This window comes from Micromonospora sp. (assembly GCF_048594385.1).
Classification (GTDB): domain Bacteria; phylum Actinomycetota; class Actinomycetes; order Mycobacteriales; family Micromonosporaceae; genus Micromonospora; species Micromonospora wenchangensis.
The window spans coordinates 1-21272 of the sequence record NZ_JBMDWU010000491.1; the positions used below are offsets into that span (position 1 = coordinate 1).

The following is a 21272-nucleotide window of genomic DNA, read 5'->3' on the forward strand; positions in this document are numbered from 1 at the left end:
GGCGTGGCGACGACCCGGCTGTCGCCTCGCGGGCGGCCTCGGCCAGCGGCTGCGCGGCGGCGGGGCTCGGCTGCGACCCCGCCGGCACGGGCGTCGCCGGGGCCGGGCCGGTGGCCGCGACGACGACGTGCTGGGTGAGCGCCCGGTCGGCGGGGAGGGCCAGGCTGCGGGCGAACCCGGCCAGCTCGAGCGCGGTACGCCAGCCGGCCCCGGACAGCAGGGGGGATCCGGGCAGGCGCAGGCCGGTGTCGCGGTGCAGCCACCAGCCGTCGAGCAGGCCGAAGGTGAGCGTCGTGGTGACGGCGTTGCTGCTGGCCTCGTTGAGCACCAGGTGTCCGCCCGGTTTGAGCAGCGCCGCGACCGCGCGCAGGGTGTGCAGCAGGTCCGGGGTGGCGTGCAGGACGTTGGCCGCCACCACGAGATCCGCCTCGCCGGGCGGGAATCCCTGCTCGGCCGGGTCGCCGGAGATGTCGAGTCGTTGGAAGCGCACCGTCGGGTAGCGCTCGGCGAACCGCTGCCGGCCGTGTTGCAGGAACGCGGGCGAGATGTCGGTGTACACGTAGGTCAGATCCCTGCCGGTGGCGGTCAGGGCGGGCAGCAGGCTCGCGGTGGTGCCACCGGTCCCGGCCCCGATCTCGACGACCGTGACCGGTCCGCCCAGCCGGCCGATCCGGTCCAGCGCCGCGGCCACCACGAGTTCGTTGGCACGGTCGACGACGGGGCTGCCCCGGTAGGCGTCCTCCACCAATGCCGTGGACCCGCCGGGGAACATCACCTCGGTGGCGCGCACGCTGCCCCTCAGCACCCCGAACAGGTCGCGCATGCAGGGCCTCAGCAGGCGGTCGATGCGGTTCAGTGCCGGCTGGCGCGCGCAGAGTGCGATCAGCTCGTTCTCCGGGTCCACCGGGGCCGACCGGTTCGTGGGGACCAGCGCGGTGCCGTCGTCATGCAGGAAGCCGGCCGCGGTGAGCACCCGCAGCAGTTCGGCGAAGAGCCGGGACTGCCCGTCGGCGATCCGCAGCCGTCGTTGGACGTCGACGGCGGCCCACCGCTCGTTGTCGCTGCGGAACACGCCCTCGTTGCGGAACAGCTCCCACAGCCAGCCGGTCACGATTCCGTCCAGCGACGCCTGGTCGGCGTCGGTCAGCAGCGGCGCGACCGGTGCCAGGGCAGCCGCCGATGGCGCCAGTTCGTCGTCGCCGGCCGGGTCCCCGGGCAGCTCGACCCCGGCGGCGGTCAGCACACCGGCGTCCGCCTTGATCACCACGACCTGCCGGTCGGTACGACCCAGCACGTCGTGCACCGCCGCCATGCCCTCCGCCGGGGTGATCGACCGGATTCCGGTCCGGGCCAGTCGCTCCCGGTACCGTTCGTCCGCGACGATGCCCACGGTGCCCCAGTAACCCCAGTTGATGACGGCCGAACGGGCGGGCAGGACGCCGTCGAGGTGCTGGGCGAACGCGTCCTCGAACGTCGATCCGGCGGCGTAGTTGGCCTGCCCGGCGCTGCCCGACAGCGCCACCGCGGAGGAGAAGAACAGCACGAAGTCGAGCCCGGCGGCGGTTCCGACGGCGTGGTGCAGGGCCACCGAGGTCCGCGTCTTGGCGTCGAGAACGCTCCGGAAGGTCTCCTCGGTCATCGTGGCGACGATCTGGTCACGCAGCACGATGGTGGCGTGCACGACCCCGTGCAACGCGCCGTGCCGGGTCCGGACAGCCGTGACCACGTCGGCGAGTGCCGCCGGGTCGGTGGCGTCGGCCCTGCGGTACGACACCAGCTCGCCGGCCGGGTCCACGCGGCGCAGTCGTTCCCGACGTCCGTCGTCCAGCTCGCTGCGGCCGACCAGCACCACCCTCGCCCGGTAGCCGCGTACCAGCCATTCGGTGAGCTCCAGGCCGATACCTCCGGCGCCGCCGAGGATCAGGTAGACGCCCCCGTGGCGGATCGCCTCGCGGGGTGCAGCGGCGGTGACGGGGACCAGGCTCCGCCGGTGCAGGACACCGGCGCGCAGGGCGTACGGGCCGCCGGCGGGCACGTCGAGGACGTCGGCGGACAGGGGATCGGTCGACGAACGGTCGACCACCGCCACCCGCCAGCGCGGGTGTTCCCGGGCCAGGGAGAGGGCCAGTCCGTGCAGGCTCGCCGCGTAGGGGTTGCCGACCGGTTCCGGGCCGGTGCTCAGGGCGTCCTCGGTGACCACGGTGAGCCGTACCGGTGCGCCCGACCGCTGTAACGCCTTGGCGACGCGGAACAGGGCCAGGACGCCGTGCTCCTGCGCGCGGTCGAGGGCGGCGAGGTCGTCGGTGCGGCCGACGGCCGGGCCGGAGAGCACGACCACGTGGCCCGGCCGTCCGGCCGGCACGACGGAACCGTCGGAGCCGATGTCGGTGACCGCGCCGCCGAGCCGGGCGGCGAGGACGGCGGCGAGCGGCGCGGCGGCGGGAGGACCGATCACCCAGGTGTCCGCGTCGTCCACGGTCAGGGGCTCGGCCGGAGTCGGGGACCAGCGGGGTACGTACATCAGGTCGTCCACCGCCGGTCCGGCCACGGCGGACCCGGCACGGGACGCCCGCGCCCCGGGAGCCGGGCGCAGGGCCAGGTCACGCAGTCGAACGCAGACGCCGCCGGCCCGGTCGGTCAGGGTCAGGTCGTACCGGTCCGGGCCGACGGCCCGGACGTGGGCGTACACCTGGTCCGGTAGGGGCGCGAAAACCTCGGCGGCGGCGAGCGCGAACGGCACCATCGCCGGCCCGTCGGTGGGGTCCCGCAGCACCGCGAACGTGTGCAGTGCCCCGTCGAGCAGGGCGGGCGGCAGCGCGCAGCCGGCGAACGGGGCGGCCTCGGTGGGCAGGCGCAGGCTGGCCAGCGCCTCCCCGGTGCCCGACACGATCCATTCGACGGCTCGCAGGGCGGGGCCGTAGACCAGGCCGGCAGCGGCGAGGTCGGCGTAGACGGCCGCCCCGTCGTGCCGGTGCGGCAGGGCCGTCCGGATCCGCTCGACCGCGACGGGCTCCGGCACGACGCCGGTCAGTGTCTCGACGCCCCCCTCGGCCACCAGGTCACCGGCGTCGTCGAGCAGGGAGAAGACCAGGCCGGTGCCGTCGCTGCGCAGCCGGGTCGCGAGGCAGCGGGTGGCATCGGCGACCACGAAGGGGCGCAGCCAGCGGACATCGCGCAGGCGGACCGGCACCGGGTGGCCGACGGTCGCGGCGGCCGCCCGGGCCATCTCCAGGACCGCCGCGGCGGGAAGCAGGCGCATGTCGCCGACGCGGTGTCCGTCGATCAGCGGATGCCCGGGTGGGAAGGTGGTTCGGTAGGTCAGCCCGGTCGTGCTGCCGGCCGGATCGATCGCGCCCAGCAGCGGGTGCGTGGGCGGGCCGGCCGTCGGCGGCACCCAGGTCTGCTCGGTGATCCAGCAGCGCAGTTCCTCGAACGGGTATCCGGGCAGCGGCAGCCGCCGACCGGTGCCGCCCCAGTCGACTGTCGCGCCGGCGGTCCAGGCCGCCGCCAGGTCCGGAAGGTCCGTGGCGGCCGGAACGACGGCGCGGGAGGCGTTGCGGCCACGGACGCTACCCGTCCACACGCCGTCTCCGGTGCCCGCGCGCAGCCGGTCGACCAGTTCGTCCGCCGTCGAGGCGAGCACCATCATGCGGTCGGCCCATGCCTCGCGCCCCTGTTGCAGGGTGTACGCCACGTCGGCGAGCCGGTCGGCGGGGCCGTCGGCCACGGCGTCGGCGAGCCGCCCGGCCAGCAGCCGCAGGCTTTCCGGCGTACGGGCCGACAGCGGGAAGAGCCGGGGGCGCGGCGCGACGGCCGCAGAGGGCTCGGCGAGGTGTTCCTCGACCACCAGGTGGGCGTTGGCTCCGCCCGCGCCGAACGAGCTGATGCCGGCGCGGCGTGGCCGCCCATCCGGGCGGGGCCAGGGGGCCACCTCGGTCTGCACCCGCAGCGGCGTGGAGGCGAAGTCGATGTTCGGGTTCACCGGGTCCGCGTGCAACGACGGTACGAGTTCCCCGTGCCGGATCTGCAGGAGCACCTTGCAGAGTCCGGCCATCCCGGAGGCCGACTCGAGATGGCCGATGTTGGATTTCACCGAGCCGATGGGCAGGCTGTCGCGGGGCAGGCCGGAGGCGTCCAGAGCGCGGGCCAGCGCCCGGATCTCCACCGGGTCGCCGAGGGCGGTCCCGGTGCCGTGCGCCTCCAGGTAACCGAGCGAGGCTGCCGTGACCCCGGCCTCGGTCAGCGCCCGTTCCACGAGGTCGCTCTGGGCGACCGGGTTGGGCACGGTGAAACCGTTGGTCCTGCCGCCGTGGTTGACGGAGGTGCCGAGGATGACGCCGTGGATGTGGTCGCCGTCCCGGATGGCGGCCGACAGCGGTCTGAGCAGCACCACGCCCACGCCCTCGCCGGGCACGTAGCCGTCACCGTCCGCACCGAAGCTGCGGCACCGGCCGTCGCTGGAGGTGAAGCCGCCCTGGCCGAGGAACCGGTACTTGTAGGGGTGGACGTGCAGGTTGACACCCCCGGCGAAGGCCATCTCGGTCTCACCGGAGCGCAGGTCGCGGACGGCGAGGTGAATGGCGGTCAGCGAGGAGGAGCACATGGTGTCCACCCCGAGGCTGGGACCGGTCAGGCCCAGGGTGTACGAGACGCGGTTGGCGATGGACGCGTGCGACGACGCGCCGATCCGGCCGTCGGCGGCCTCGTGGAGCTGGTAGAGGCCGTACATGGCGCCGGCGTAGACCCCGACGCGGCGGCCCCGCAGGCCGGCCCGGGTGTGCCCGGCGTTCTCCATGGCGTGCCAGGCGGTCTGGAGGAACAGCCGCTCCTGGGGGTCGATGATCTCCGCCTCTCGCGGGGAGATGCCGAAGAAGAGCGGGTCGAAGCGGTCGATGCCCCGCAGGAAGCTGCCCCACCGGCTGTACCGGGCCGCCCGGTCCGCCGGGGTGGCCTGGTCGTAGTCACGCCAGTCCCAGCGGTCCGCCGGGATCTCGGTGATCAGGTCGCGGCCGGCCCGCAGGTTCGCCCAGAACTCGTCGAGGGTGTCGGATTCGGCGAACCTGGCCGCGACGCCGACGATCGCGATCGGCTCCGGCTGCGTGGATCCGGGCCCGGCGGGGTCGGGTTCCGGGGCCGCCACCACGGCCGGGACCACCGGCGGCTCCGGTGCCTGGTGTGTCGTCGGGACGAGTTCGGTCAGGCGGGTGCCGTGCTGATCGGCGAACCAGCCGGCGAGGCCGCGCAGGTCCTGGTACTCGAAGAAGAGGGTCTTCGGCAGCGATCCGAAGTGGTCCTCGAGCCGCCGGGTCAGGTCCATGATCAGCAGCGAGTCGATGCCGTACTGCTCGAACGCGGTGTCCGCGTCGATGTCCTCCGGCGGGTAGTCGAAGACCTCGGCCAGCACGCCCCGCAGGAACTCCTCGGCGACCGCGGTGACCGCAGCGGTGGCGTCGGCCGGCGTCGCCGCCGGGGCCGGTGCCGCTGCCGGGACCGGTGCCGGCGCGTCGAGCAGCTGCCGGATGCGGTCCAGCTCCCCGTGCGCGACCAGCACATGGTCACCGTCGTGGCCCAACGCCCTGTCCCAGGCGGCCAGGGCGGCCACGGTCGGCAGTGGACGCAACCCGGAGCGGCGGACGATACGGTCCTGCGTGGCGTCGTCGGCGTCCATCCGGATCCCGCCGTCGGCCCACAGCGACCACAGCACGCTGAGGCTGCGGCCGGGACGGTCGCTGTCGCGTCGCCAGGCGGTGAACGCGTCGAGGAAGCGGTTGGCGTAGGCGTAGTCGGCCTGTCCCGGGCTGCCCGCCCCGGACATCGAGGAGAAGCAGACGAAGAAGTCGAGCGGGTCCGCGGCCGTCGCCCGGTCCAGGGCGAGCGTGCCGTGGACCTTGGGCCCCAGCACCGCGGCGATCTCCTCGTCGGTCTTGCGCAGGAGGAACGAGTCACGGGTGACGCCGGCCAGGTGCAGCACCCCCCGCAACGGCCCGAACGTCTCACGGACCCGCGCGACCAGCCGCTCGGCCGCGCCCGGCGCGGCCAGGTCGCAGGACAGGTAGTGCACGTCGATCCCGGCGGCACGCAGGACGCTCAGGTCGGCGTCGGCGGACCGCCCGGTCAGCACGTACCGCGCCGATGGCCCCAGGTGGGTGACCAGGTGTCGGCCGATCACACCGGCGCCGCCGGTGACCAGCACCGTCCCGTGCGGCGTCAGCGGCGTCGGGGCGGGTGCCGGGACGATCGGCTCCCACCGGGCCACCTGCCGGCCGCCGGCGGCGTACCGGACCCGGAACTCGTGTTCGGCGGCGGCCTCCCCGGCGGCGACCGCCCGCGGGTCGGCGTCGTCGGTGCTGATCACCGCGACCCGGAAGTCCGGATGCTCGTTGGCGATGCTGCGGGCCATGCCGTCCAGAGCCAGCAGGCGGGCGTCGGTGGCCGCACCGGACGGTCGGAACACGTGCAGCACCCGGACCGGCCGGCGGCTCGGCTGCGCGGCCCAGGCCCGGAAGAGCCGGATCAGGCCGGGTAGCGGATCGTCGTCGCCGAGGCGGACCACCACCAGCGGGTCGGGGCTCGGGAAGGGGCTGTCCGAGCCGGGGTCCAGCACCACGGTGCGCCCCGCCGGGACAGCGGGGCGCACCGGGGCGTCCCGCCACCGTTGGGCCAGCAGGTGGGTGGCCACCGCGTCGGCCTGGTCCCTGACCGCGCGGGTGACGACACCGTGCAGCCGGACGGCGACGCGGCCGTCGGCGGCGGCGAGGGCGATGTCGTGTCCCGTACCGGTGGCGACGGCGTGGACGTACCCGTGCTCCGGCAGCGGCCCGAGGATCTCCACCCGGTCGATGGAGAAGGGCAGCTCGCGCGGGCGCGGGGCGGACGGGTCGGCGGCGGTCCAGAGCGCCGCCTGCAGCATCGCGTCCAGCAGGGAGGGGTGCAGGGTGAAGTCCTCGAACGGCAGGTCGGCGGCGTCCGGCACGCCGACCTCGGCCAGCGCCTCGCCGGGGGTGAAACGGATCCCGCGTAACCCGCGCAGGCTCGGTCCGTATCCGCCGCCGAGCGCGGTGAAGACCGCGTAGCAGTCGTCCGCCGAGGCGGTGCGGGGCAGGCGGGCACGCACCGCGGTCAGGTCGAGGCGGGCCGCCGTCGCGACGTCGTCGAAGCGCAGGGTCCCGGTCGAGCACAGCTCCCCGTGCCGGGTGCCGTCGACGCGGCGCAGCTCGTAGGCGACGCCGTCGGGGGCGGGCACCAGTCGCACCCGTATCGGGACCGGCTCGCCGGTGAGCACCACCGGTCGGGCCCAGATGACGTTCTCGACGCCCGTCGCGGTGCCGTGCCCGGCCCGGGCGGCGGCGTCGACGGCGAATTCGAGGGCGACGACGGCGGGCAGGATGCGCACCTGGCCCAGGGCGTGGTCGCGCAGGTAGAACTCGTCGCCGGTGAGGGTCCGCTCGGCCGGGTCGGCGGCGAGGGTGGCCGGCGGGTCGATCCAGTACCGGTGGGTGACCGGCGGCGGCTGCGGTAGTGACAGCCGGGCCGGTCGCCGGCCCGTGGGGTGCGGCGGGGCGATCGCGGCACCCGCGACCCACAGCCTGGCAGCCTCGTGCAGGTCGCCGGTCACGACCGGCTCACCGGTGGTGCGCGTGGCCGTGCCGGTGACGGTCCCCGTGCCGTCACGGAGCCGTTCGGTCAGCTCCGCGACGCTGGTCACCACCACGGCGAGCCGTTCCGTCAGCTCCTCCCGGCCCGTCCACAGGGTGTTCTCGATCCGGTCGAGCGTCGTCTGCGGGTGCGCCTGCAACCATGCCACCAGCTCGGTCCGGTACCGGTCGAGCTGTTCGCGGCCGGCGGCCGACAGGACGATCAGCCGGGCGGCGCGGTCCTCGGTGCTGTTGCCCATCACTGCCTCTCCGCTTCCGCCACCACGACGTGTACGTTGCTGCCGCCCATGCCGAAGGAGCTGACGCCGGCGCGTGCCGGTACGCCTTCCGCCGGTTCCCAGGGCTGTGTCTCGGCCTGGAGCCGGAACGGGCTGCCGGTCAGATCGATCATCGGGTTGGGGGTGCGCAGGCCGACCAGGCCGGGCATCAGCCGGTGTCGCATGCTCAGCAGCACCTTCACCACTCCGGCGACACCCGCGGCGGCCTCGAGGTGGCCGATGTTGGCCTTCACCGAGCCGAGTCCGGTGCGCCCCGGCACGACCGGCAGTCCCCAGTCGCGGTACAGCTGCGCGAACGCCTCCCGCAGCGCGTCGACCTCGATCGGATCGCCGAGCGGTGTCCCGGTGCCGTGCGCCTCGACGTAGCCGATCGTGTCGGGTGGCACCGCCGCCGCCCGGTGCGCCGCGATCAGGACGTCGCGCTGAGCCTGCGGGTTGGGCACGGTCAGGGAGTGGGTGTGGCCGCCGTGGTTCTCGGCCGAGCCGATCAGCACGGCGTGCACCGGATCACCGTCGGCCACCGCCCGGTCCAGCAGTTTGAGCGCCAGCAGCACCACGCCCTCGCCTCGGCCGTAGCCGTCCGCGCGCTCGTCGAAGGTCTTGCACCGGCCGTCGGGGCTGAGCATGCCGGCCCGGCGCAGGCCGGTGAACCCGTACGGGGACAGCAGCAGGTTCGCGCCGCCGGCCAGGGCCAGCTCGCAGTCGCCGAGGTGCAGGGCACGGGCCGCGCGGTGGATCGCCACCAGGGAGCTGGAGCAGGCGGTGTCGTAGACCGCGCTGGGGCCGCGCAGGTCGTACACGTACGAGATGCGGTTGGCGGCGATCGAGGCGACGTTGCCGATCAGGAAGTGGTCACCCATGTCCGGCGATCCGGGGGGCAGCAGGCTCAGGTAGTCGGCGCCGCTGAGACCGACGAAGACCCCGGTGCGGCTCCCGGCCAGCGCCGCGGGCCGAAGCCCGGCGTCGAGCAGCGCCTCGTCGGCGGCGTGCAGCAGGAGCCGGTGCTGCGGATCCATCTGACCCGCCTCGCGCGGCGAGATCCGGAACCGCGCCGCGTCGAAGGCGTCGACGTCCCGCACGAACGATCCGCGGAACCGTTCCGGGAACAGCCGCGCGGAGAAGCCGCGCCCCACCGGGTAGGGCTCGGTGAGGTCCCGGCCCTCGGCGAGGTGCGTCCAGAACTCGCGCAGCGACCCGGAGGCCGGTAACCGGCCGCCGACGCCGACGATCGCCACCGGCGGATAGCCGGTGCGCGGCGGCGGTGCGTCGGATCCGGCGACCCGGACCGGCGGTGCCGCCGCCGGCCGGGCGTCGGGTCCACTGTCCGTGACCGCTGCCGGGTGGGTGACGCCCAGGTGCGCCGCGAGGGAGGTGAGGACGGGGTGGGCGTAGAAGAGCGTGGGGCTGACCGGGACGCCGAAGCGGACGCGGACCGCCATCGCCAGGCGGGTGAAACCGACCGAGTCGAAGCCGGCCTCGCCGAGCGGCCGGTCCACCGGGATCTCGTCCGGGTCGACGGCGGCCACTCCCGCGGCCAATTCCCGCAGGGTGGCCAGCAGCCGGCCGCTGTCGTCCGGCCGGGGTGCCCGTGGCGTCTGCGGGTGGCCGAGGTCACGGATCAGCTCGTCGAGCGGGGCGGTGGCGAGCCGGACGGTGTCGACCTTGGCGTTCGGGGTCATCGGTAGCCGGAGCAGCGGCACGGTCCGGGACGGGATCATGTACGCCGGCAGCCACTCCCCGATCCGCGTGACGACCGTCGCGGCAGCCTCGGGTTCGGCGACGACGAAGGCGACCAGGCGCGGCTGTTCGTCGCGCAGGACCACGCCCACCTCGGCGGTCACGCCGGTACGACGGATCGCCGCCTCGATCTCGCCGAGCTCGATGCGGTGGCCACGTAGCTTGATCTGCCGGTCGGCCCGGCCCAACAGCAGCATCTCGCCGTTGTCGGTCCACCGGCCCAGGTCCCCGGTGCGGTAGCGGCGCTGCCCGTCCCGCACGACGAAACGCTCGGCGGTCAGCTCGGGACGACCCCGGTAGCCCCGGGCGACGCCGTCCCCGCCGATCAGCAGTTCCCCGGTGGCCCCGAACGGGACCGGGTCACCGTCCGGGCCGGCGAGGTGGAACGTCGTGTTCGCGATCGGGGTGCCGACCGTGATCGGCCGGTCGCGGCGTACCCGCAGCGCCGAGGACCAGATCGTGGTCTCGGTCGGGCCGTACATGTTCCACAGCTCGCCGGCCCGGTCCAGCAGCTCCGCCGCCAGTTCGGCGTTCAGCGCCTCCCCGCCGCACAGCAGCCGGGGCACCCGGCCGCGCCAGCCGGCGGCCAGCAGCATCTGCCAGGTGGCCGGGGTCGCCTGGACGATCGTCGCGCCACTGTCGTCGAGCAGACGGGCGAGCGCGAAGCCGTCGCGGGTGACCTCCGCCGGTGCGAGGTGGACGGTGGCGCCCCGGGTGAGCGGCAGCAGCAGTTCCAGGCCGGCGATGTCGAACCCGGCCGTGGTGACGGCCAGCAGCACGTCGTCGTCGACGCAGCCGGGCTGCTCGGCCATCGCGGTGAGGAAGTTGACCAGGTTGCCGTGGGTGACCTCGACACCCTTGGGCTGCCCGGTGGAGCCGGAGGTGTACAGCACGTACGCGAGGTCGTCGTCGCGGCAGGCGACCACCGGACCGGGGGCCGCGGTGGCGGTGCCGTCGAGCGGAATCCGGGTGCCCGGTGCCGTGGCGGGCAGGCGGTCGGCGTACGCGGGGTCGACCAGGACCGCGGCGGGGCCGGCGTCGGTGCAGATGTGGGCGAGGCGGGCGGGTGGGAAGTCCGGGTCGAGCGGCACGTACGCGGCACCGACGGTGTGCGCCGCCAGCATCGCCGCGATCATCGCGGCCCGCCGGCCGGACAGCACGCCGACCAGGTCGCCACGGGTCACCCCGGCGGCACCGAGGGTGCGCGCCAGGGCGTGCACCCGCCCGGCCAGTTCGCCGAAGCCGGTCGTGCCGTCGGCGTCGATCACCGCGACCCGCTCCGGGGCCGACGCCGCGCGGGCCAGCACGAGATCGACCACGCTCACGTCGTGGGGCCGCCCGACCCGGGTGGCGTTGGCCCGCTCGACGAGGGCGTGCTCCTGCGCGGTGGTGAGGGCGAGGTCACCGATCCGCTGCCCCGGGTCGGCGGTGACGGCCTCGAGCAGCAGCCGGAAGTGCTCGGCAAGCCGCTCGGCCGTGGTCCGGTCGAACAGCTCACGGTCGTACTTGAAGTACACCAGCGCCGCCGGTCCGCGCACCACGACCTCGACGACCAGCGGGTTCTCGCCCTCCTGGGTCAGTTCGAGGGCGTCTCGGAAGACGGTCTGCCCGGCGGCCATGTCCTGGTCGCCGCCGACACCCTGCTGGAGGTAGAAGCCGATGTCGAAGGAGACCGCGGTGCCGGATTCGCGGCGCAGGTCGCCGACCACGGCGGCGAACGGGTAGTCGCTGTGCTCCTCGGCCTGCGCCATGTGGTCGTGCACGGCGGTCATCAGCTCGGCGAAGCTGCGCCGTGGGTCGCAGTCCACCCGCACCACCACCGGGTTGATCAGGTAGCCCACGGTGCGGTCGAACCGCTCGGAGATCCGGCCGTCGGTCGGCACCATGACGCTGACGTCACGGTGGCCGGAGTGCCGGTGCAGCAGCACGCTGAGGGCACCCAGCAGCACGCTGAACGGGGTGAGCCCGGCCGCGCCGGCGGTGCGGCGAACGGCCGCCCAGCTGGCCTGCGGCAGGCGGAACTGCACCATCGCGCCGGTGTCCCCGGTGGCCGGCCCGGTCCGCCGCCGGTCGGTGATCGCGTCGAGGACGGGACCGCTGGATGCGCCGGCCAGCCGGTCGAGCCACCAGCGGCGGTGCGTCCCGGCGGCCGGCCCGTCGAGCAGTTCCTGCTGCCGGCGGACGAACTCGCGGTAGGTGGCGGCCGGTTCGACAGGTGGCAGGACGCCCGGGCCGGCCAGCGCGTCGTGGCAGGCCACGATGTCGCGCAGCACCAGGTGGCTGGAGATCCCGTCGGTGATCATGTGGTGGAACACCAGGAGCAGCAGGGTCCGGTCCCCGGGCGCCGCGATCAACCACATCCGGTGCAGTGGGTCGTGTTCCAGGTCGAACGGGGTGTGCACCAGACGTCGGACCCGGGCGGCGAACTCCCCGTCGGTGACGTGCCCCAGGTCGAGCCGCACCACCTCGACCGGCCGCTCGACGATCTCCTGCACCGGTGTGCCCCCGTCCAGGCGGACGGCGATCCGCAGCCCCGGCTGCCGCTGCACCGCGGCGACCAGGGCCCGGGTGAGCACCCCGGGGTCGACCCCGTCACCCAGCCACAGCCCCAGCGGGAGGTTGTACGAGGTGGTGCCGGGCCGGCTGGCGTGGATCGCCCAGAGTGCCGCCTGCCCACGGCTCAACGGGTACGGCCCGGCCGTCTCCGGTCCCGGACCGGTCAGGCCGCGCAACAGCGACTCGGCGACGTCGTCCGGCAGCTCACCGGCGGCGACGGCGGCGAGGATGTCCCGCAGTGCCGGGCTCATCGGCCGTTTCCCCACCGCAGGTCGGCCAGCGCGTCGTCGACCTTGACCGATCCGTCGCGCAGCCCGGCCAGCAGGGCGCCGATCCCGTTGCCCGGGGCGGGTGCCGGCGCGACGGCCGCGGGCAACGGCCCGTACGTCTCGTGCATCGTCCTGGCCAGGGCGCGGACGGTCTGCCCGACGTTGAACAGACGGGTCGGTACGTCGACACCGTAGGTGGCCCCGAGGCGGCGGCTGAGGCGACGCAGGCCCAGCGAGTCCACGCCGACGTCGGAGAGCACCCGGTCGGGCGACAGCCGGTCCGGGTCCATGCCCAGGTGCGCGGCGAGCAGGTCGCGGACATGGTCGCGCACCGCCGCCTCCGGGTCGCCGCCGGTGCCGGTCGCCGCCGGTACGGGGGCCACGGCGGCCACCGGTGCCGGGTCCGGCGGCACCGCCTCCGGCACCGCGTCGGTGACCTGGGCCGGGTCGGCTGCGACGAGTCCGGTCGCCGCGGCCTGCACCCGGTCGAACCGTGGTCCGGGCGTGATCCAGTAGCTCTGCCTGGCGAAGGCGGAGGTGGGTGCGGCGATCCGCCGGACGGGCTCCCCCGGCCACAGGTCGGTCCAGTCGATCGCGACGCCGTCCACCCACAGCCGGGCGATCTTGTCGAGCTTCCCGGCCGTCATCACGGCGCGCAGGTACTGCCGTCCCTCGGGACCGTCCAGCAGCAACGCGGTGCCGGTCCCCCGGCCGTCGCCCACGCTGACGCCGTCGTCGCTCGTCCCGGCCAGCCACCCGGTCAGGCGTCGCACCAGGGCGGCGGTGTCGTCCGCGACCACGGCGAGCCGTTCGGCGAAGACCTCCCGGCCGGTCTGCAACGTGTAGGCCAGGGCTGCCGGGTCCACGTCGGTGGCGTCCCGCACCCAGCGGACCAGGTGTTCGGCGTACCCGCGCAGCCGCTCGGCGTCCCGGGCCGACAGCACGAACAGGTACGGTCCGGGCCGACCGGCACCGGGGTGGACACGGAACTCCTCCAGGACCAGGTGCGTGTTGACGCCGCCGAGCCCGAACGAGCTCAGTCCGGCGCGCAGCGGAACCTCCGCGCCGTCCGGGTCGACGGCCGGCCGCCACGGCTCGTTGCCGCGCAGCACGTGCAGTGGACTGCCGTCGAGCCGCAGGTGCGGGTTGAGCGTCTCCAGGTGTGGATTGCCGGGTAGTTCCCGGTGCCGCATGGCGAGCAGCACCTTGATGAGACCGGTCACCCCGGCGGCCGCCTCCAGGTGACCGGTGTTGCTCTTCACCGCGCCCAGCGCGACCCGATGTCCCCCGCCGTCGATCCCACGATCGGCGTAGAGCTGGCGGAAGGCGGTCTTGAGCCCCTCGATCTCGACCGGATCACCCAGCTCGGTGCCGGTCCCGTGGGTCTCGACGTAGGTCACCGTGCGCGGGTCGGTCCCGGCCCGACGGTGCGCGGCGACGATGCAGGCGGCCTGGGCCGCCGGGTTCGGCGCGGTGAGCGAGTTGCTGCGCCCGCCGTGGTTGATCGCGCTACCGAGCAGCACACCGTGGATGACGTTGCCGTCGGCGAGGGCGGCGCTGAGTCGTTTGAGCACCACGATGCCGGCGCCCTCGGCCCGGGCGATGCCGTTGGCGCGGGCGTCGAAGGCCCGGCAGCGGCCGTCGGGGCTGAGCATGTCGGCCTGGCTCATGTCCACGAACAGCGTCGGCGACGCGATCACGTTGACGCCGCCGGCCAGCGCCACCGTGCACTCCCCGCTGCGGATCGCCTCCGCCGCGTGGTGCACGGCGACCAGCGACGACGAGCAGGCGGTGTCGATCGTCTCGGACGGGCCGTGCAGGTCCAGCAGGTACGACACCCGGTTGGACAGGATCGCGTGCGCCCGGCCGACGGTCTGGTACCCGTCGAGCGGCACCGCCAGGGCGTGCTGGAGCTCGAAGTAGTCGTAGGTGCTGCTGCCGACGAACACGCCGGTGTCGGAGCCGGCGAGGTCGCTGGGGCGGATGCCGGCGTCCTCGATCGCCGTCCAGGCCGCCTCGAGGACGAGACGATGCTGTGGGTCCATCGCGGTCGCCTCGGTGGGTGAGACACCGAAGAACTCGGCGTCGAACAGGTCCACCCGGCGCAGGAAGCCGCCCCAACGGGCGGTGGTGCGGAACTCGCCCGGTTCGGGGGTGCCGTGGATGCGCCGCCAGTCCCAGCGGTCCGGCGGAATCTCGGTGACCAGGTCGTCGCCGGCGACGAGGTGGGCCCAGAACTCGTCCAGGTCGTCGGAGCCGGGCAGCATGCCGGCCATTCCGACGATCGCCACCCCGTCCGCTGCGGTCGGCTGCGGGTCCGGGGCGGGCCCGGTCAGCACGGCCGGACCGGCGATCCGGGGGGCCACGCTGACCGCAGCGGCCGGGGTCGGCGCGGCGGAGGTCGGCGCGGCCGGGGTCCGGGGACGGTGGTGGCGGGCCAGCTCCGCCCCGTACTCGTCGAGGATCTTCGCCACCAGCTCCCTGGCGGTGGACACCCCGAAGAACGCCGCGGGGGTCGCGTCCAGGCCCCATCGCACGTTCACCTGGTGACTGAGCCTGGTGTACATGATGGAGTCGAAGCCGAACCGGTTGAGCTGGTCGTCCTCGCCCAGTTCGGCCACACTGAGCCCGGCCACCGCACGCACCATGGCCAGCAGCTCGGTGGCCACCGTCTCCCGCCAGGGCTCCGGGGCCCAGACGGCGGGTGCCTGGCCCGTCGTCTCCACGCCGATCCCGTTCAGGGCGCTCTCGGTGCCCGACATGACCACCACCTGAATCTCCGGCCGGTCGAGCACGCCGGCCAGCACCTCGATGCCCGTACCGGGCGGGAGCGGATGGAAACCTGCCGCGGCCAACCGGCCCCGGTGCCGCTCGGTGAGCGTCGAGCCCGACCACGGTCCCCAGTTCAGGACCCGGACGGGGTACGGCAGCCGGGCGGCGAGCGCGTGGCCGATGGCGTCCTGGGCGGTGCAGGCGGCGGCGTAGGTGGCCTGGCCCGGATTGCCGAGGAACGACTGGAGCGAGGAGAAGATCGCGAAGAAGTCCAACCGGCGGTCACCGATCGCCTCGGCCACGGCCAGCGTGGTCCGGGTCTTCGCGATGAGCCCTTCGACGAACCAGTCCTCGTCCAGCGCGGCGAGCGACCGGTCACGTGCCACCGTGGTCGCGTGCACGACCCCGTGGACCACGCCGAGCCGGTCGAACACCGCCCGCATCCGGTCGGCGTCGCGGGCGTCCGCCTGCTGGAAATCCACGAGGGTCCCGGTCGGGTCGAGGGCGCTGATCCGGGCTGCCCGGTCGCCCGTAGGGCGGGTCCGTCCGACCAGAACCACCCGGGCGTGGTGGCTGCGGACCAGGTGTTCGGCCACGTCCAGGCCGACATCCCCGGCCCCGCCGACCAGCACGTACGTCCCGCCGTCGCGGAACACGGGACGGGTACCGGCGTCGTGCAGCGGTTGGAGCACCCGCCGGTACCAGCGGCCCGAACGCAGCGCGTAGTCGCCGGGCGTGGCGGCCGCGACCAGCGTCGCGTCGCCGGGGCCGACGTCGATCGCGCTGACCCGCCACCGCTCGCACTCGCGGCGGGTCGATTTCACGAGCCCGTGCGCGGCCGCCGCGACCGGGTCGACGACCGGTCCGTCCACCGCGGCAGCGGCCCGGGTGACCACGGTCAGCGTGAGGTCGCCCGCGCCACCGGGCCGGGTCTGTAGATGCCGGATCACCCGGAACAGGTGCAGGACGGCCGGCTCGCCGCCGGTGACGACCGCGTGCACCACGGCGGGTGTGGGCAGCGAGTCCAGCGACGCGGAGGTGACCCGGTGCACGTCGGCGGCCGGGTAGTCGCCGTCGCCGAGCAACCAGACGGTCCCGGTCGCGGGCAGGTGGGTTCCCATGTCCGCGATCTGCCGCCAGCGCGGTGCATAGCTGACCGCCGGTTCACCGGGCCCGGCAACCGTCTCCGGCCGGGGGTCGGTCCAACACCGACGCCGTTCGAACGGGTAGGTGGGTAGCGGGATCAGGGTGCCGCCGGTGTCCGGCCAGTCGATGTCGGCGCCGGCCGTCCACCGGTCGGCCGCCGTGACGCCGTCGGGGTGGGCCAGCGCGGCGTGGGCGGTGCCGTCGATCGCCGCGGTCAGGGCCGCGACGAGCGTCGTCCGGTCCGCGGCGGTCACCGCCAGCCGCACGGTCATGGCGTCCCGGCCGTGCTGCAGCGTGTACGCCACGTCCGCCAGGTCGACGTCGGTGTCCACGGCGGCACGCAGCGCCAGCGCGTAGCGGTGCAGCGCCTGTGCGGTGCGGGCCGACAGTGGGAACACCCACGGGCCGGTCGACGCCGCCGGGACGCCCGGGGCTGCCGGCTCCTCCACCACGACGTGGGCGTTGACCCCGCCGTACCCGAAGGAGCTGACCCCGGCGCGGCGTCGGCCGCCCGGCGGCCGGTGCCACGGCGTCGCCTCGCGGATCAGCTGGAACGGGCCGCCGTCCAGCCGCAGGTGCGGGTTCGGTTCGCCGAGCCCGGCCACCGGCGGCAGGACGCCGTGCCGCATCGCCAGCAGGACCTTGAGCAGTCCGGCCACGCCCGCGGCGGACTCCAGATGGCCGATGTTCGCCTTGACCGCGCCGAGTGCGCAGAACGGGTCGTCGGGCAGCGGCCGGCCGTGGCGGCGTGCCAGCTCGTCGAAGGCCATCCGCAGCCCGTTGACCTCGACCGGGTCGCCCAGCTCGGTGCCGGTGCCGTGGGTCTCCAGATATCCCACGGTGGCCGGATCGACGTCCGCCTCCGTGTAGGCGCGCACGATCATCGCGGCCTGTCCGGCCGGGTTGGGCGCGGTCAGCGACCGGGCCCGACCGCCGTGGTTGACCGCCGAGCCCAGCAGCAGCCCGCGGATCAGGTGTCGACCCGCCGCGCCGGCCCGGGTGAGCACGACCAGGCCCAGCCCCTCACCCCGGACGAAACCGTCGGCCCGGGCGTCGAACGCCTGGCAGCGCCCGGACGGGCTGAGCATGCCGGTGCGGCTGAGCAGCACATGGTTGTGCGGCGACAGGATCAGGTTGACGCCTCCGGCCACCGCGACGTCACACTCCCCGGCACGCAGCGCCGCGGCGGCACGGTGGATCGCCACCAGGGAACTCGAACAGCCGGTGTTGACGGGCTCGCTCGGGCCGCGCAGATCCAGCAGGTAGGACACCCGGTTGACCAGGATGGAGTGCGCGGTCGCGGTGGCGGCGTACGCGTCGACGGGCCGGCCCGAGCGGCGGCGGATCTCGTCGTAGTCGCTGGATCCGACGCCGACGAACAGCCCGACCGGTCGACCGGCGAGGGTGCCCGGCGGCAACCCGGCGTCCTCCAGCGCGCTCCACACCCCCTCCAGCAGCAGGCGCTGCTGGGGGTCCATGCCGTCGGCCTCCTCCGGCGAGATGCCGAAGAACAGCGGGTCGAACCGGTCGACGTCGCCGATGAAGCCGCCGCGCCGGGCGTGTACGCCGTCGGGCAGGGACCGCCAGTCCCACCGGTCCGCGGGCACGTCGCCGACCAGATCGGCACCGGCCACGATGTTGTTCCAGAAGGCGTCCAGGTCGGGGCTGCCGGGCAGTCGCGCGGCCAGGCCGATCACCGCGATGTGGTCGTCGGCTCCGGTCCGCCGCGCGGGCTCCGGCCGCCTTTCGGCCCGCGCCGTCTCCGGTACGGCCTGCGGGTACCGGTCGCGCAGCAGTGCGGCGTGGTCCCGCCCCAGCCGGGCGACCAGGGCGCGCAGGGTGGCGGTCTCGTAGAACAGGGCGGGCGTGACGTCGAAGCCGAAGGTGTCGTTGAGCCGCCCGGCGAGCAGGCTGTAGCTGACCGAGTCGAACCCGTAGTCCCCGATCTCGGTGTCCAGGTCGAGATCCTCGACGGGGATTCCGGAGGCCGCCGCGGTGAGCGCCAGCAGTTCGGCGGTGAACGGGGCGTCGTCGGGTGCCGGGGCCAGTGCCGCGACCTGCCCGGGTGCCGGTGCCGGTTCGTCGACGGGTGCCGCGGCGGCGGCCACGATGACGTGCTGGAAGTTCCGGGAGGTCGTTGCCTCCCCGGGCACCGCCCGGACCCGGGCGTAGCCGGCTGCGCTGAGCACCGCGTCCCAGCCCGATACGCTCAGCAGCGGTGACCCGGGCAGTCGCAGCCGGGTGTCGGTGTGTGCCCACCAGCCGTCGAACAGTCCGTAGGTGACGGTGGCGGCCAGGGTGACCGTGGTCAGCTCGTTGAGCAGCAGTTGCCCGTCGGGGCGCAGCACGGCGCGCAGGTGCCGTGCCGCGCGGCTCACGTCCGAGGTGGCGTGCAGGACGTTCGCCCCGACCACGAGATCGAAACCGGCTGCGGGGAACCCCTGGGCGACCAGGTCGGTGTCGAGATCCAGCCGCTTGAACCGCACGAACGGGTACCGTCCGCCGAACTCGCGGCGACCGTGCGCCAGAAAGGCCACCGACAGGTCGGTGTACCAGTACTCCAGGTGCTCGCCGTGGGCGGCCAGGGCACGCAGCAGACCGGCGGTGGTGCCACCGGTGCCCGAGCCGACCTCCAGGATCCGGATCCGGTCGTCGGGGCGCAGCCGTCCCCGGCGGTGGTCGACGTGTTCCAGCAGCCGTGCGGTGAGCAGGTCGTTGTACAGGTCGCTGATCGGGTTCCCCCGGTAGATCTGTTCCATGGCGGTGGTGCCCGAGGCGGGGAACAGCAGGTCGGTAGCGAGCAGCTCGCCGCGGAGCAGGTCCGGGTAGTGGTCGAGACAGCGACGCAGCAACTCGACGAAGACCGCGGAGTCGGGGTTCGCGGCGGCCAGCTCGTCGAGGCGCGCGCCGTGGCCGCCGGCCAGAGCGTCGGTGAGCGCCGCCGGTTCGGGCCGGAACCGACCCTCGTGGACGGTGAGCACACCGCCGTCGGCGAGCATGGTCAGCAGGGTGTGCAGCAGGCGCTCGTAGCGGGCGGCGACACCCACCCGGCGGGCGACCTCGGCCGCGTCCGGGTCGGGTCCGCGCCAGGCGTGCATCTCGTGCAGCAGGGCCAGCAGCGCGCTGCGGGCGATGGCGGTCAGCTGCCCGTCGACGGCGTGGAAGTCGTCGACGACCGTCCGTTCGGCGTCGGTCAATCCGTCGGTGGCGGCCACGACCGTTGTCGTCCCTTCGCTGGCGGTCATCCGCTCCCGCAACGCGGCGGTGCCGGGCACCACCACGAGTTGGGGGGCCGGTCGGCGCAACGCCTCGGTCAGCGTGCCGAAACCGGTTTCGGCGGTGATGGAGTGGAAACCGGCGGCGGTCAACTCGGCGCGGTGCCGGTCGGTGGCGACCGAACCGACCGTCCCCCAGAAGCCCCAGTTGATGGCCCGGACCGGGTACGGCAGACGCCCGTCGAGGGCGTGCGCGTAGGCGTCCAGGAAGGTGGAGCCGGCAGCGTAGTTGCCCAGGCCGGGCTCGCCGAGGAAGGACTGGGCGGAGGAGAAGAAGAGCAGGAAGTCGAGTTCCCGCGCGCCGATGGCGTCGATCAGGGCGGCGGCGACGCCGGACTTGGCGCCCAGGCTCTCGACGAGATCGTCGTCGGTGAGGTCGCGGACCAGCCGGGAGCGCTGGACCATCGCGGCGTGCATGATCCCGTGCACCGTGCCGGCCCGCTCCAGCACCACGGCGAGCTGCCCGACGTCACGGGCGTCGGCGCGCAGGTAGCGGATCCCGTGCTCGGCCGCGAGGTCGGGTCGCTCCCGGCGGCCGACCAGCACCACCTCCGCGCCCCGGTCCGCCACGAGTTTCCGGGCGAGAGCCAGGCCGATCCCGCCGCCACCACCGACGATCAGGTAGCGGCCGCCACGGCGCAGCAGATCGGGACCGCGCGGGGTGGGAGCCGGGCGCAGTGTCAGCCGGTGCGGGGTCGCCCCGGTGTAGGCGACCCGGGTGCCGCGTCGCACCGGGGCGAGCAGGCCGGCGGACACGTGGGCCGGGTCGACGTCGACAGCCGCGACCGACCAGCCCGGATGTTCGTTCTCCAGCACCCGGGTGAGGCCGAGGACCCCGGCCACGTAGGGGTCGGTGAGCTGCCGTCCGGGCGGGGCGGCGGCGCCGACGGTGACCACGACCCAGTGCAGCTCGGGCAGGTGCGCCCAGCGACGGGCGTAGGCGGCCAGCGCGCGTACCCCGGTTGCCTCGCCGTCGGCGACCCGCGTGGTCTCGGTGCCGACGGCGGGCGCCGACCCGGTGAGCAGGTAGATCACTGCCGGGTCGCCGGTGACGCTGCCGCCGAGTTCGACGAGCTGCGCGCCGGGATGCCTGGCGGCCAGGCCGGTCGCCAGTCTCTCGCGTCCGGGCGCGTAGAGCACCAGAACGGGCCCGTGCGTGGGCACCGGCTCGGGGTTGGCGCACACCTGCCACGACGGAACGTCGGCGTCGCACGGCACCGGTTCCCGGTGTCGTGCCGCCTCGTCGGCCCCGGCAGCGCCGCCCGTGCCGGCAGCACGGGTCGCGTCACCGGCAGGGATCGCGTCGACGGCACGGGTCGCGTCGGTGTCCGTCCCGACCCAGCACCGCACCCGGGCGAACGGGTAGCCGGGCAGGGCGACCTTGCGTGCCCGCCGTTCGCGGTGCAGCGCCCGCCAGTCCGGGGCGGCACCGGTCACCCAGGTCGCGGCCAGGGTGTCCGGGTCGGTCGACGCGGGCGCGGTGGCCGGCGTCGTGGCGCGGCCCCGGTGGACACGCGACTCGTCACCGGTCAGGAAGGCCCGCAGCGCCGCCCGCAACTCCTCGACGTCGGTGGCCACCACGGC

Annotated in this window: 3 protein-coding genes; all 3 read right to left on the bottom strand. The window is 74.5% G+C overall.

From position 1 onward, the window contains the following. Nucleotides 1-7894: L-histidine N(alpha)-methyltransferase (locus ACOJTC_RS26575; protein WP_420118933.1), on the bottom strand; the 7894-nt coding region annotated here is incomplete at its 3' end. Continuing rightward, nucleotides 7894-12477, bottom strand: coding sequence for an amino acid adenylation domain-containing protein (locus tag ACOJTC_RS26580; protein ID WP_420118934.1), 4584 nt, complete (start codon nucleotides 12475-12477; stop codon nucleotides 7894-7896). The genes ACOJTC_RS26575 and ACOJTC_RS26580, both read right to left, overlap by 1 nt. After that, the gene (locus ACOJTC_RS26585) at nucleotides 12474-21266 is read right to left on the bottom strand and encodes a beta-ketoacyl synthase N-terminal-like domain-containing protein (RefSeq protein WP_420118935.1); all 8793 of its coding nucleotides are present in this window, start codon (nucleotides 21264-21266) and stop codon (nucleotides 12474-12476) included. The genes ACOJTC_RS26580 and ACOJTC_RS26585 overlap by 4 nt, the downstream gene beginning before the upstream one ends. Nucleotides 21267-21272 lie beyond the last annotated feature (6 nt).